Annotated in this window: 12 protein-coding genes and 2 pseudogenes; 7 read left to right on the top strand and 7 right to left on the bottom strand. The window is 74.7% G+C overall.

Translation table 11 applies throughout. The features are described from left to right. On the bottom strand, positions 1-965 hold a 965-nt coding region (locus tag ACFV04_RS40885), incomplete at its 3' end, for a helix-turn-helix transcriptional regulator (RefSeq protein ID WP_380536159.1). 70 nt (positions 966-1,035) lie between these two features. Beyond that, positions 1,036-1,797 (bottom strand): SDR family oxidoreductase, encoded by a 762-nt coding sequence (locus tag ACFV04_RS40880; protein WP_380536157.1) that lies wholly within the window; start codon positions 1,795-1,797, stop codon positions 1,036-1,038. 449 nt (positions 1,798-2,246) lie between these two features. On the opposite strand from ACFV04_RS40880, the gene ACFV04_RS40875 reads away from it, so the two are divergent. Further along, positions 2,247-3,542: an alpha/beta hydrolase family protein gene (locus ACFV04_RS40875; RefSeq protein WP_380536155.1), complete on the top strand. Its 1,296-nt coding sequence runs from the start codon at positions 2,247-2,249 to the stop codon at positions 3,540-3,542. Positions 3,543-3,734: 192 nt separating this feature from the next. On the opposite strand, the gene ACFV04_RS40870 is transcribed toward ACFV04_RS40875, so the two are convergent. Next, positions 3,735-4,538: a helix-turn-helix domain-containing protein gene (locus ACFV04_RS40870; protein WP_380536154.1), complete on the bottom strand. Its 804-nt coding sequence runs from the start codon at positions 4,536-4,538 to the stop codon at positions 3,735-3,737. 187 nt (positions 4,539-4,725) lie between these two features. Between ACFV04_RS40870 and ACFV04_RS40865 the strand changes: the two genes are divergently transcribed. From ACFV04_RS40865 to ACFV04_RS40855, 3 genes are all read left to right on the top strand, one after another. Continuing rightward, positions 4,726-5,394 carry an alpha/beta fold hydrolase gene (locus tag ACFV04_RS40865; protein WP_380536153.1) on the top strand — a complete coding sequence of 223 codons (669 nt, stop codon included), beginning with the start codon at positions 4,726-4,728 and terminating at the stop codon, positions 5,392-5,394. An 83-nt stretch (positions 5,395-5,477) separates the two neighbouring features. Next, positions 5,478-7,586, top strand: a complete 2,109-nt coding sequence (locus ACFV04_RS40860) for a WD40 repeat domain-containing protein (protein ID WP_380536152.1) — start codon at positions 5,478-5,480, stop codon at positions 7,584-7,586. A 153-nt stretch (positions 7,587-7,739) separates the two neighbouring features. Next, positions 7,740-8,297 (top strand): hypothetical protein, encoded by a 558-nt coding sequence (locus ACFV04_RS40855; RefSeq protein WP_380536151.1) that lies wholly within the window; start codon positions 7,740-7,742, stop codon positions 8,295-8,297. 60 nt (positions 8,298-8,357) lie between these two features. On the opposite strand, the pseudogene ACFV04_RS40850 reads toward ACFV04_RS40855, so the two are convergent. Continuing rightward, positions 8,358-9,225: pseudogene (locus ACFV04_RS40850) on the bottom strand (amidohydrolase family protein). Positions 9,226-9,311: 86 nt separating this feature from the next. On the opposite strand from ACFV04_RS40850, the pseudogene ACFV04_RS40845 reads away from it, so the two are divergent. Further along, positions 9,312-9,548: pseudogene (locus ACFV04_RS40845) on the top strand (helix-turn-helix domain-containing protein); the annotation flags it as partial. 458 nt (positions 9,549-10,006) lie between these two features. Then, positions 10,007-10,843 carry a DUF4328 domain-containing protein gene (locus ACFV04_RS40840; protein WP_380536149.1) on the top strand — a complete coding sequence of 279 codons (837 nt, stop codon included), beginning with the start codon at positions 10,007-10,009 and terminating at the stop codon, positions 10,841-10,843. Positions 10,844-10,978: 135 nt separating this feature from the next. Here the strand turns inward: ACFV04_RS40840 and ACFV04_RS40835 are convergent, their stop codons facing one another. The 3 genes from ACFV04_RS40835 to ACFV04_RS40825 are packed head-to-tail and all read right to left on the bottom strand — an operon-like array spanning position 10,979 to position 12,468. Next, a complete protein-coding gene (locus tag ACFV04_RS40835; protein WP_380536147.1) occupies positions 10,979-11,137 on the bottom strand; it encodes a hypothetical protein in 159 nt (52 codons plus the stop codon). Between the two features lie 39 nt (positions 11,138-11,176). Next, entirely contained in the window at positions 11,177-12,046 is an 870-nt protein-coding gene (locus tag ACFV04_RS40830; protein ID WP_380536145.1) for an NAD(P)H-binding protein, read from the bottom strand. After that, positions 12,043-12,468 (bottom strand): nuclear transport factor 2 family protein, encoded by a 426-nt coding sequence (locus ACFV04_RS40825; RefSeq protein WP_380536143.1) that lies wholly within the window; start codon positions 12,466-12,468, stop codon positions 12,043-12,045. Before ACFV04_RS40825 ends, ACFV04_RS40830 begins: the two co-directional genes overlap by 4 nt. Positions 12,469-12,554: 86 nt before the next feature. Between ACFV04_RS40825 and ACFV04_RS40820 the strand changes: the two genes are divergently transcribed. Beyond that, complete coding sequence (locus ACFV04_RS40820; RefSeq protein ID WP_380536141.1) at positions 12,555-13,166, top strand: TetR family transcriptional regulator; 612 nt, start codon at positions 12,555-12,557, stop codon at positions 13,164-13,166. The last annotated feature ends 336 nt before the right edge of the window (positions 13,167-13,502 follow it).

Here is a 13,502-nt window from a genome sequence, read left to right as displayed (position 1 = left end):
TGGCGCCGGCGGGGCGCTGGGCGGCGGACGCGGGTCCGCGCTTGCGTTCCCGACGCCGGGTGGGAGTCGTCCGGCACGGCCCGGTCGCCGCCCGCGGCGCCGGGCGGGGCGGTGGCGGCGGGCGGAGCGGCCCACGCCAGCAGCATGTGCAGGGCGTCGTGCGAGGGGGTGCCCGGGGTGGCGGCGTAGGTGATCAGGGCCTGGCCGGGATCGTCCGCGGCTCGCAGCGTCTCGTACGTCAACTCCAGCTCCCCGACGACGGGGTGGCGGAACCGTTTGGTCCCGGAGGTCTTGTCCTGTACCGGATGCTCGGCCCACCAGTGGCAGAACTCCTCGCTCTTCAGGGACAGTTCGCCGACGAGGGCGGCCAGCTGCAGGTCGTCCGGGTGGCGGCCCGCCTCCAGGCGCAGGTAGGCCACGTTCTCGCGGGCGCAGGCACTCCAGTCCGCGAAGAGCTCCCGGGAGGCGGGGTCGAGGAAGGTGATCCGGGCGATGTTGCGCTCGGCGGGCTCCAGCGCCGCGTAGTCGCCCAGGAGGGCGCAGGCGGCCGCGTTCCAGGCGAGGACGTCCATGCGCCGGCCCATCACCACGGCCGGGATGTCCCGCAGCTCCTCCAGCAGCCGCCGCAACATGGGGCGTACCTGCCGGCGGTCGGACGGGGGAGGGGGAGTGCGCCGTGCCGGGGGGCCTGGCTGGGCGAGGCGGTGGAGGTGCCGGGTCTCGTCCTCGTCCAGGCGCAGGGCGCGGGCGAGCGCGTCCAGGACGGCCGTGGAGGGGTTGGGCACGCGGCCCTGTTCCATCCGGGTGTAGTAGTCGACGCTGACGCCGGCGAGCTGGGCCGTCTCCTCGCGGCGCAGACCCCGGACCCGGCGCCGGCCGCCGTAGTCCGGCAGGGCGACGTCCTCGGGGCGCAGGCGGGAGCGGCGGGTCCGGAGGAACGCGCCCAGGCCGGTCGTTGAACTCATACGGCTGATTGTGCCCGCACGCGCCGGTGCGGAGCCTGGCCCTGCCAGGACCAGGCTCCTGGCCCCGCGGTCAGGCCTGACGGGTCGGCAGCACGATCGACTGGCGGAGGTTGACGCGCCGGGGGCGGCTGACGGTGTAGGCGACGAGGTCGGCGATGTCCTCGGCGGTGAGGGCGGGGATCGCGGTGAACATCCCGCCGAGCTGCTCGCGCAGCGCCGGGTTGTCGATGTGCTCGGCGAGCTCGGTGTCGGTCAGGCCCGGCTCGACGGTGCTGACCCGGACGTCACGCGGGCCCAGCTCGGTGCGCAGCGCGGCGGACAGCTGGGTGAGGGCGGCCTTGGTGGCGCCGTACACGGCGTAGTCCGGGAAGAGGACGTGGGAGGCGATGGAGGAGACGTTGACCAGGTCGGCGGTGCGGCCGTCGGCGGCGGCCGCGGTGAGGTCCGGAGCGAAGGCCCGGATCACGCGCAGGGCTCCGGTGAGATTGGTGTCGATCATGCGGGTCCACTCGTCGAGCCGGCCGTCCGCGAGGGGGTTGGGCAGCATCACACCGGCGTTGTTCACCACCAGGTCGACCCGGCCGTACGCGTCGTGGACGGCCTCGGCGGCGGCGTCGACGGAGCCCTGGTCGGTGATGTCGGCGGGGACCGCGATGGCCCGGCCCCCGGCGGCGGCGAGTTCCGCGACCAGCACCTCCAGCCGGTCGGTGCGCCGCGAGAGCAGCACGACGCGGGCACCACTTGCGGCGAACAGCCGAGCGGTGGCCGCGCCCATGCCGCTGGCGGCTCCGGTGACGACGGCGGTGCGGTCGGCGAGGGCGGGGTAGCTCACGGGTGCTCCTGGGTCTGCTGTGCGGGCCGGTCCCGGTGGACCGGCTGATCCCCCGGCGGGGCCGCTGCGCACCACTCTCCGTCCGGCCGCGACGGCGAACCAGGGTCCTGCCGTTCCTGGGTCTGCCAGGGCCGGTTCGGGCCGACGTCGCAGGTCGGCACGGTTCTGCCGGGAGCCGGGAGCCGGGAGCCGGGAGCCGGGAGCCGGGAGCCGGGAGCCGGGACGCGCGCGGCCGGGGATCCGCCACCGGTTCGGGACGGGTTCACCCGGTCGCGTGTATCGGGCCGGGGCGGCGTACCGCCGGCGGTCGGCCGGGGGGCGCGGTGGACCCCGTCCGCGGCCGTTCCGCATCAGCCCGGGGATGTAAACCCGTGGGCCAATGGCAACTGACGGAGGATCAATCGGTGGACTGATGCTGCCCGCCCGCCCCGCGTGACAGCGTTTTGCGCATGGACACCACGCCGATGGACACCAGGTCGACGGACAACACACCGATGGACACCGCGCCGGGCGCACGCCGTACCGGAACGAGCCGCCGCCGCATGCTGGGCGCCGCTCTCGCCCTGGGCGCCGCCGCGCCGCTGGGCCTTGCCCGCACCGCCTCGGCCGCTCCCGCCGCTCCGGCCCCCGCCGGCCCTGCCTCCGGCGGTACCGGCTCCCCCGCGCGGCTCACCCTGACGGCGCCCACCGGCCCGTTCCCGGTGGGCATGGTGCCGCTGCACCTGCGCGACGAGTCCCGGCTCGACCCGAACGCCAGGCCCGGGAAGTTCCGCGAGCTGATGGCCAGCGTCTGGTACCCGGCCCGGGCCGCGAACGCCGACGCGTACCCGCTCGCCCCCTGGATGACCCCGGGCGCGCTGCGCGCCTTCCTCGACGACACCGGATTCCCGCTCGACCCCTCCCTCGTCCCGCTGACCGCCGGCCACCAGGGCGCGCCCGTGCACCGGACCGGCCGGCCACTGCCCGTCGTCCTCTACTCGCACGGCGCGGGCGGCCACCGCGGTGACCACACCATCGTGGTGCAGGAGTTGGCCAGCCACGGCTTCGCCGTCGTCACCGTCGACCACACCCACGACGGCATCACCGAGTTCCCGGACGGGACGGTGGTCACCCGGGACGGCGTCGCCCCGGGGCTGGCTCCGAAGGACTACGCCGCCGACCTGCTGTTCCTGCTCGAACGCGCCATCGACCTCGCCAACGGGCGCAACCCCGACGTCGACGGCCGCGCCCTGCCGGCCGGCCTGCTCGGCGCCCTGGACGCGCGGAACATCGGCGTCTCCGGCTGGTCCAAGGGCGGCACCGCCGCCGCCCTCGCCATGGTCGCCGACCCGCGCATCCGCGCCGGCCTCACCTTCGACGGCCGGATGGAGTCGAACCCCGCCATCACCACCGACATCGACCGGCCGTTCATGCTGATGACCGCCGCCTACACCCGGGCCGCCAGCCCGTACGTCGAGACCTTCTGGGGCCACCTGCGCGGCTGGCGCCTCGACGTCCAGGCCACGGGTGCCATGCACACCTCGTACGGCGACAACATGACGCTGATCCCGCAGGCGGGCCGGCTGATCGGGATGACCGAGGAGCAGATCCAGGCGCAGGTCGGCACCCTCGACCCCGACCGCGGCACCCGCATCCAACAGGCCTACCCGCGCGCCTTCTTCGATCTCCACCTGCGCAACCGCCACTGCGGCGACCTGCTCGACGGACCGTCGAAGGCCTTCCCGGAGGTCGTCTACCACCCGTAGGCCCGGTGCGGCGGCGGGCGGCCGTCACGGGGGTACGGCCGCCCGCCTGCGCCCGGCCCGGTCCGGGCGCCGGCCCGCTTCCGGCCTGGACAACGGACTCTGCCGGCGCGGCGGGTGACGGCCGTGGTGAACAAGTCGGCCGTGGGGTCCAACAGTTCGGCGGTCCCGGGCACCGTCGGCGACCGGTCGATCTCAGGACTCGACCGCCGCCGGGCGGCCGGGGGCGCCGGCGGAGGTCCGGTGACCGGACCGGTAGCGGCCCGGGGTCGTGCCCATGACGTCGGTGAACGCCGCGATGAAACTGCTGGGGCTGGCCCACCCGCAGGCGTAGGCGGTGCGGACGGTGTCGTGGCCGTCGGAGAGCAGCACGAGCGCGTGGTGGACGCGCAGTTGGGTGCGCCACTCGTAGAACGTCATGCCGAGCTCGGTGCGGAACAGCCGGCTGAGGGTGCGGGTGCTCGCCCCGATCCTCGTGCCGAGTTCGGCCAGCGTGGAGTTCTCCGCCGGGTCCTCGTAGAGCAACCGGGAGACGGCCCGCAGCCGGTCGTCCCGGGGCTCCGGCAGGTGCAGTGCCTGCTCGTCCGCCTCGTGGAGTTCGTCGACGAGGACGCGCAGCAGGCGGGAGCGCGCGGAGCGGGTGCGACCGGGCGCGGCGTCTGCGTCGCCGGGGGGCCGGGTGAGGGCGAGCAGGACCTCGCGGGCGAGGGCGGACGCCAGGAACACGGCGGGACGGTCCGGTACCAGCCGGGCCAGGGACGGCGGGAGGAAGACGATCCGCATGTCGGTGTCGCCGTGGGCGCGGTGGTGGTGCGTGAACCCGGCCGGGGTCCAGGCGACCCGGTTGGCGGGGACGACGGACGTGCCGCGCTCCGTGTGCACCGTCAGGACGCCGTCGGCCGCGTACACCAGGTGCCCCCGGTCGTGCGACTGCGCCGCGCTCGCGGCACCGGACGGCCAGAGGTGACGCCCGGCGGAGGGCCACACCTGTGACGTCACGGCGGCGGTCCGGGAAGGTTGGCGGCGAACAGGCATCGGTTGGCATCGTACCGGTCGCACGCCACCCCCGGGCCCGGTGAGACTTCCTGCAGGCCGCGTGGCCGTCGGTCGCCGGAGCGCCCGACGCGCCGCACGGCGTCGGGGCGGTGTGCCTCGATGCCGCGGTCCGAGCGAGAAGGAGACCCGCATGACGACGTTCGTCCTCGTTCCCGGCGCCTGGAAGGGCGCCTGGGCGTACGAGGCGGTGGTCCCGCTGCTGGAGCGCGCCGGGCACACCGTTCACGCCTTGACCCTGACGGGTCTTCGGCCGGACGACGACCCCGCGACGGTCGCGACCGCCAACCTCGACACGCACGCCGACGACGTGCTGCGGCACCTCGACCGCCATCACGTCACCGGCGCGACGCTGGTCGGCCACAGCTACGCCGGGATGGTGGTCGCGGCCGCCGCCGACCGTGCCGACGGCCGGATCTCACGGCTGGTGCACCTGGACGCCTACGTGCCGCACGACGGCGATTCGTGCTGGTCGGCGACGAACGACCACTTCCGGGGCGTGTTCGCCGTCGGCGCCGGGGCCACCGGCCACGCCGTCCGGCCGCCGGCCGGCGGAGATCCCCGCCGCCGGCCCCACCCGCTCGCCTCGTTTCTGCAGCGGATCCGGCTCACGGGCGCGCACGACCGGATCCCCCGGCGGGAGTTCGTCTACTGCTCGGGGTGGGAGGACCGGACGCCGTTCGCCGACCTCCGCACCCGCCTGCGGGCCGATCCCGGGTGGCGGGTCCACGACCTCCCGACCGGCCACGACGCGATGCACGAGGACCCGGAGGCGGTCGCCGCGATCCTGCTCGACGAGTGAGGCACGGACGCGGCGAGGTACGGACGCGGTGAGGCACGGCCGCGGCGAGGCACGGCCGCGCGGGTGTGGTTATCGTGCCGGTCATGACTGCTGATGTCCCGAGTGATGGTCCGCGCCGCGAAGTCGCCCCGACGGGTGCGCGGTTGACCGATCCGGCGTGGCTGGTGAACGCCGACCCCGAGCAGGTCGTCGCGGCGCTGGACGGCGCCGTCGGACCGGAGGAGACGGCGGCCGCCGCCGTGTACCGGACGTCGGGGCACCTGCACCGCGAGTCCGGAGCGCCGGTGCGACGGCAGCTGCTGGCGCTGGACGCCGCCCGGCACGGCGACCGCGAACTGGCCCGTAGCCTTGCCGCGGTGGCGGTCGGTCACCAGGACGCCGACGACCCCTGGGCCGTGCAGTGGGCGACCGGGACCGACGTGGACTCCCGGCTGCGCCACGCCCTGCCCGCACCGGCCGAGGTGGGCGTGGTGGCGACTGTCGTCGTGGCGGACCGCGGGCTCGCGGTCGTCGGCTGCAAGGACGGCTCGCTGCACTGGTGGGACCCGGCCACCGGCCGGAAGCTCGGCACCGTCGCGACCGGTGACACCGACGCGGTGCGAGCCCTGGCGACGGCGGTGCTGGGCGGCCGTCCCGTCGCCGTCACCGGCCACGCCGCAGGGGCGGTCCGGGTGTGGGACCTCGCCGAGGGGGAACCGCTCGCCACGTACCGGGGCGCCGAAGACTCCTGGGTCAACGAGCTCGCCACCGTGCCGGTCGAGGGCCGTCCGGTCGTCGTCAGCGCCGGGACCGACGGCGTCCTGCGGGTGTGGGACCTGGCCGCCCCCACCGGCAGCGACGAGCTCCTGACCATACGCACCGGCTTCGCGGGCGCGCTGGCGACGGTCGTGGCGGACGGCCGGCCCGTCGCCGTCACCGGCCACAACGACGGAGTCGTCCGGCGGTGGGACCTGACCACCGGGCGTGAGCTGGGCGTCGGCAGCGACGCCGACGCCGCCGACGCCGGTGTCACCTCCACGGACGATGACGACGACCACGGGGGACGCGGCTGCGTGACCCTGGAGCTCAACGCCCGGACGCACGTCCTGGCGACGGACCCGGCGTTCGAGTCCCCGCTGGCCGTCAGCGCCAACGCGTACGAGTCCTGGGTCTGGGACCTCGCCACGGGCGAACAGGTCGGTGGACCGGGCCCGGGATTCGTGGAGGCGGCGGCCGTGCGGGTGCTCCGGGGCCGCCCCACCGCCCTCGTCGCCGGCGGTGGCGGGCCGGTCCAGGTGTGGGACCTGTCCACCCGCACGCACCTGCGCCTGCCGCTGATCGGCCACGCGGGGACGGCCCGGGCAGTGGCGACCGCGGTGGTGAAGGGTCGTCACCTCGCCGTCACCGGGGGCGACGACCGCTCGGTGCGCGTCTGGGACCTCGACGGCGAGCGGGCGGGGGCCGGTCGGCCGACCGGTCACGCGGGGCCCGTGCACCGGGTCACCACGGCGGTGGTGGACGACCGTCCCGTCATCGTCACCGGCGGGGCGGACCGGCTGGTGCGGATCTGGGACCTCGACGGCGGACAGCTCGGGGAGCCCCTGGCCGGCCACACCGGGGCCGTGCACCTGGTGACGGCGGGAACGGTCGACGGGCGCCCCGCCCTCCTCACGCGTGCCTCCTCGGAGGCGGTGCGGATCTGGGACCTCGCGAGCCGGGAACCGCTGCACGGCCGGACGACCAGCGCGTACACCAGCTCGTCCATCGACTTCTTCGCGACCGTCGAAGGCCGCTTCGTCGCCGTGACCTGGGAAGGCCGGGTGTGGGACCTGACGGCGGGCGCCTGGATCGGCGTGCAGCCCCGGAAGCGCGGCGCCATGGCCCTGGAGGAACTCGACGGCCGCCCCGTCGTGCTGACCGGGCGTGGGACGGACACGGCCCACCTGTGGGACCTGGCCACCGGCGAGCCGCTGGGACCGCCCCTGACGGGACACACCGGCCGGGTGCAGGCCGGGGCGGTCGGGACGCGGGACGGCCGTCCCGTCGTCGCGGCCGGTGGGGACGACGGAACGGTACGGGTGTGGGAGGCCACCACGGGGGAGCAGACCGGCGGGTACACGTTCCCCGCCGGCATCCGCGGCCTCGCGGTCACCCCGGACGGCCGGCTGGTGGTCGCCTTCGGCGCCGACCTCGCGGTCCTCGCCCACCGCTGACCGCCTGCGGGCCACCCGGCTCCGCCCGGCCTTCCATCCGGGGCCGGAGCCGGGGCCCCGGAGCCAGGGCCCCGCCCGTACGGGCCGTCAAACCCCGTGCTGTACTGCGTACTCTTCCGAATCCACCCCGCAGCACTCCGGAGCCGCATCCTGATGAGCGTCAGCTGTCCCACGTGCGCCGCGACCGACGGAACCGTCGCCGTTCGCAAAGCCCTGCTGGATGCCGACCGCCCGCTCGACCCGCAGACGCGGGAACTGCTGTCGATGCGACCCGAGCCCGGGAAATCGACCGGGGCCGCGATCACCCTGTTCGTCCTGGCCGGTCTCGCAGGCCTGGTGGGACTGCGCACGCTGCTCTCCGGCGATGACGGCGGCAGCTCCGACACCGCCTACCGGGTCGGCTACCACTACGGCGGGTTCCTCGTCGCCGCGATCCTGCTGGGCATCGGACTCGCCGTCCACGCCGACCACCGGAGCCGGCGGAGCGACACGGCGGACCGGTGGCCGGGGACCTATGAGCAGTGGCAGCAGCTCCAACAGGTCTGGCGGGAGACCTGGTTGTGTCGACGGTGCCGTGTGGTGTTCCTCCCCGCCGGGTCGTTGCGCCCCGACTTCCCCGCCTCGCCCGCGATACCCGTGACGCGGTTCCCCGAGTGGACGGAGAGCGTCGCGCGACAGGACGACCACTCCGGCGCCGCCACCTCGGACTGACCGCCGCCCGCGGGCCACGCGGCGGAGACCGCTGACGGGACGGTCCCGGGTGGGCGTGCCCTACCCGGCGGGGCGTTCGGCGCGGGCGGTGAGGCGTTCCCAGTTGCGGTGGCCGATGTCGGCCTTCCGGTCCTCGGTGAAGGGCGCGTTCTCCAGGAAGGAGCGGGCCGCGCTGTTGCTGGTGTCGACGTAGGGGAAGCCGCCGGGGCGGAAGCCGTAGGTGAAGGGGTAGTCGGTGGAGTACAGCATCCGGTCGGTCCCCATGACCTCCGCGGTCCAGCGCAGGTACCGGGGGCTGTTGGTGCCGCTGCCCGCGACCCAGAAGTTCTTCCTCCAGTAGTCGGCGAGGGGCTGCCTCAGGCCGCCCGCCTCGGCGAAGAACCCGACGTGGTCGAGGTGGAACATGACGATCTCGCCCCAGTGTCCGGCGATGACCTGCAGGTCGGGGAAGCGGTCGAAGACGCCGGAGAAGATCATGCGCAGGTACTGGAGGCCGAGGTCGTAGTACCAGCCGATGCCGGGCCCGGCCAGGATCGGGCCCATGGCGCCGAGGTCGGAGTAGTAGGCGTCGAGGACGGGCTGGACCGGTGTCTGCGGGTGGAAGTGCAGTGGCACGCCGAGGCGTTCGGCGGTGGCGTACAGCTCGTCGTTGTCGGGGTGGTCGGTCGGCTTGTCGCCGGTGCGGCCGTAGCATGGCGCCGGGGAAGCCGAGTTCGACGACCGCGCGCTCCAGTTCGGCCGCCGCGGCGGCGGGTGACCGGGTGGGGATCGCGGCGAACGCCTGGTACCGGTCGGGGCGGGAGGCGACGATCGCGGTGAGTTCGTCGTTGGCGTCGCGGGCCACGGGGACCGCGTCCGCCTCGGGCAGGTCCTGCACGCCGGGTGACGACAGGGAGAGCACGGCGACGTCGATGCCCTGGTCGTCCATGTGGGCCAGGCGCTGCTCGCCGACCTCGTGCAGGTTCTTCGCGACGGGGCTGTCGCCGAAGCCGCGGGCGGGGGTCCGCGGTGGTCATGTCCCTGGACCCCACCCCCGGACGGCCTGCTGCCGAGAACGGCCTCCCGGCGCGCGAACGGACCCGCCGCAGGATCATCGAAGCGGCGATCGACCTGTGGGAGCGCGGGGTCCGCGATGCGGTCACCGCGCGGGCCGTCGCTGACACCGCCGGACTTCAACCGCCCGCGCTGTACCGGCTCTTAGGCGACAAGGAGGGTCTGCTCGATGCCGTGGCCGAACACGGCTTCGCGCAGCTCAGGCGACGGTACGAGTAGCCCGGTCGTGGTCGTGGTCGTGGTGGCGGTCGTGGTCATCCGGTGGTCGCGCGCGCTCGTTCCCCGCAGGTCCTTCACCAGCCTTCGCCGGGAGGGCCCGCCAGTCACACAAGAAGATCGGTCGGGCTGGCGCCGGAGGGGGATGCCGCACCCGATCCGGTTCCCGGGTCCGGAATGTCGCAGCGATCTGTCGGATATCTGGCGATACCGCCTCTGAGCTGCGAATTCGTGGTGGCAGCCGACGTCGTGGATCCCCTAGAGTCGGCGCGCCCGTCCCGGTCGGGGTGGTGGCGTACCGGCGTGCGCGGTCGAGCGCGCGAGGATTTCCAGGAGTTGACAATCTGATGGTGTGTCTGGCGTGCGGGGCGCGCCCTGCGGGGACCGACAGTGGCCGCTGCTTCGGCTGCGCGGAGGCGGTTCCGGGGTGGGCGGCGGCGATGCGACCGGCGAACGGCCTCGCCGTGGCGGTCTACGCCCTGCTGGCGCTGAACGCCGCGGTGTCGGCGGTCGCGGTCGCCGTCGACCTCTGGACCGACGTGCTCCTGGGCCGGGCGCTGGACGGGTCGGGCAATGTCAGCGCCGACGACTTCGACGTCACACACTCGCTGGCGCGCGTGCTGGACGGCGTGTTCCTCCCGTTGGTTCTGGCCACCGCGGTGGTGTTCGTCGTCTGGTTCTACCGCATCCGTCAGAACGCCGACCTGCTGCTGCCGAACGGGCACCGGCTCGGCCGCGGCTGGACCATCGGGTCCTGGATCACGCCGGTCGTCCTGCTCTGGTTCCCCTGGCAGCTGATGGTCGACTGCTGGCGGGCGAGCGCGCCGCTGGACGCGGAGGGACGGCGGCGCACGCCGTCGGAGGCCGTGGTCGCCCTCTGGTGGGCCACCTGGATCGGCGCGATCGTCGTCAACCGGATCGCGGGCTCCATGCTGCCTCACGTGGTCCCGTCGGACCGCGGCGATCTGGAGGACCTGCGCAACGCCATCCGGGTGGAGGCCGCCGGGGCGGTGCTGCGGCTGGTCGCGGCGGTCGCGGCGATCCTGGTGGTCAACCGGCTGACCGCGATGCAGCAGGCCCGTCGGGCCGGGATCAACCCGATCGCGGTGATGGCCGCCCAGGAAGCCCGGACCCGGGCGGTGGTGTCGGCTGCTCCGGCTCCGGCTGCTGCCGCAGCACCCGCCGCCGCGCCGGCCGCAGCACCCGCCGCCGCGCCGGCCGCAGCACCCGCCGCCGCGCCGGCTGACGCCGCGTCGACGGGGCAGTCGCCCGCCTGACGGTATACCGGGGCAGGCCTGGCCCCGCCCGACTGCGCCCGCCACCGGGAACGCGCACCGGCCACGGGCGGTGGCGGTGCGCGCTCCGGTCGGCGGTCGGCGCCGGCGGTCGGGGCCGGCGGTCACGGCCGGAGGTCAGGCCGTGGGCGGGGTCCGGTCGGCGGACGGGCCGGACCGGGGGAGGATGCCGGAGCGGCTGTCCGCGTCCTGGTCGGCGGCGATCCGGCAGTGCTGCGGGTCGAGGGCCGGGAGAGCGGCGGCGGGGACTGTCCGGTGCTGTCCGCGCGTGTCCACCGGCGATCGCCCCGAGCCCATCGACTGACGGATCGTCAATTACCGTACGGACAGCTCCCTTTCGACGAGGGCACGGAAGGTGCGCGGGGGCCGGCCGGTAAGGCGCTGAACGGTGTCGGTGACGCGGTCCTCCGCCCCGTCGGCGATGGCGCGGTCCATGTCGGCCAGCATCGCTGCGAACTCGGCGGGGATCTCGGCACTGAGGCGGTCGCACAACTGCCGGTGGGACAGGTGCTGGTGGACCACGGGCCGGCCGGTGACCTCGGTGAGGACGGCGGCGATGTCGTCGTGGCTGAGCGCCTCGGGCCCGGTGAGGACGAGGTCGGTGTCGGGGGACTGCTCGTCGGTGAGGGCGTGGACGGCGACGGCCGCGATGTCCTCGGCGTCGACGAAGCCGACCCGGCCGTTCGCGGCGGCGGTCCGGATGACGCCCTCGTCGCGGATGCTGCGGGCGTGCGCGTGGGAGCCGGTGAAGTTCTGCATGAACCACGAAGGTCGCAGCACCGCCCACTGGCCGAACAGTCCGGGCAGGGCCCGGTGCACCGCTCCGACGGCCGGACCGCCTTCGGGGATGGCCGAGGAGCTCAGCAGCACCGCGCGGCGCACGCCGCCGTCGCGGGCCCGGCGGAGGAACGGCAGCATGGTCGTGGCGGGGTCGGGGGAGCCCACGGGCGGGATCAGGTAGACGCGGTCGACGCCGGTGAGGGCGGCGGCGTGGGTGGCGGGGTCGTACCAGTCGAAGGGGACCGGCTCGGCGCCCGGCACCGGGGTGGCCCGCCGGCTGGCGGCCCTGACCCGGTGGCCCGCCGCGGTCAGTCGGGCGACGGTGCGGCTGCCGGTGGTGCCGGTGGCGCCGATGACCAGCGTGGTGCCGGTGGTGCGGTTGTCCGACGCGGCGGTGGTGGTCATCGGGTGCTCCCGGTGAAGGCCGTGCCGGATTCCCGGACGGCGAGGGGGTTCCAGTAGTCGCGGTAGGAGGTGATGAGCCCGTCCCGGACGGTCACGACGGCGATGTAGGTCATGTCGAAGGGGGCGTCGCTCTCCACCAGGCGGCCGACTCCGCGCATCTCGACCACGATGGTCCGCGGGTCGGTGGTCTCGTGGATCCGCAGGTCGGGGAAGTCGTGCAGGTCGATGTGGTCGGGGTAGTGGCGCATGTAGGCGGCGACGGCCTCTTTGCCCTCCAGGCGTCGGGGCCATCCTTCGGGGGCGAAGGGGAACTCCATGAGGCCGTCGTCGGCCCACAGGGCGACCCACGCGGGAATGTTCTTGTCGAGCAGCAGTCGCAGGCCGCGGCGGTACAGATCCGCCGGGGAGGTCGGTGCGGACATGGGTATCCTCCAGCTCCTATAATCCGGACCCTGGGTCCGTTTTGAAGATACGGACCCCGGGTCCGCTTTGCAAGTGAAGGAGCAGCATGACGGAGCGCAAGTCCCGCAAGGACGCCGTCCGCAACCGCGAGGCCGTCCTCGCGGCCGCCGACGCCCTCTTCGCCCGCCGCGAGAGTCCCGAGGACGTCACCACGGCCGAGGTCGCGGCGGCGGCCGGCGTCGGCAAGGGCACGCTGTTCCGGGCCTTCGGTGACCGTGCAGGGCTGCTTCGCGCCCTGTACGAGGCGCGGCTCGAACCGATCAGGGCGGCCGTCGAGACCGGCCCGCCGCCGCTGGGGCCCGCGACCCCGCCGCAGGACCGGGTGCCGGCAGTGCTCGACGCCGTCCTGTGCTTCAAGCTCGACAACCGTCGCCTCGCGCTGGCCCTGGAGGAGGGCGGGAGCAGCAGCAGCCCGTACCGGGCGGAGCACTACGAGCGGTGGCACGGGCTGCTCCGGGCTGTCCTGGAGCAGATCCCCGGCCTCACCGACGGGGCCTTCACCGCGCACGCCCTGCTCGCCGCCACCCGGGCCGACCTCGTCGAGCACCTGATGGGGGAGGAGGGCGTGTCGCGGGACGAACTGCGGGCCCGGCTGGCCGACTTCGTCGCCAGGGTGCTTGCCACCGGCCCGCGGCGGGGGCCGGCGGCCGAGGGGTGACCGAAGGGGCCGGCGGGCGGCCCTGACCGGCCCTGACCGGCCCTGACCGGCCCTGACCGGCCCTGACCGGCCCTGACCGGCCCTGACCGGCCCGGTTCGGTCGGGTCAGGCGGAGGAACGGGAGCGGTACTCGCCGACTGGCGGCGGACCGGGCGGCGGACAGGCCGGGCAACCGCCGACGGCAAACCAGCTGGGCATCCGGTACGGCAACGGCGCCCCGAGCCAGGTGCGGCACGTCCCCGCCTGGGCCTCGCCTACCCCCCGCTGCGCACCCGCAGGCGCCACGAGGGCGTCATGACCACAGGGCCGGGCCGGCTCCGGGGGATCCCCCGGAGC

The organism is Kitasatospora sp. NPDC059599, assembly GCF_042735125.1.
GTDB lineage: Bacteria > Actinomycetota > Actinomycetes > Streptomycetales > Streptomycetaceae > Kitasatospora.
The sequence above is the reverse complement of the archived record's forward strand: the minus strand, read 5'-3'. Positions and strand labels throughout refer to the sequence as shown.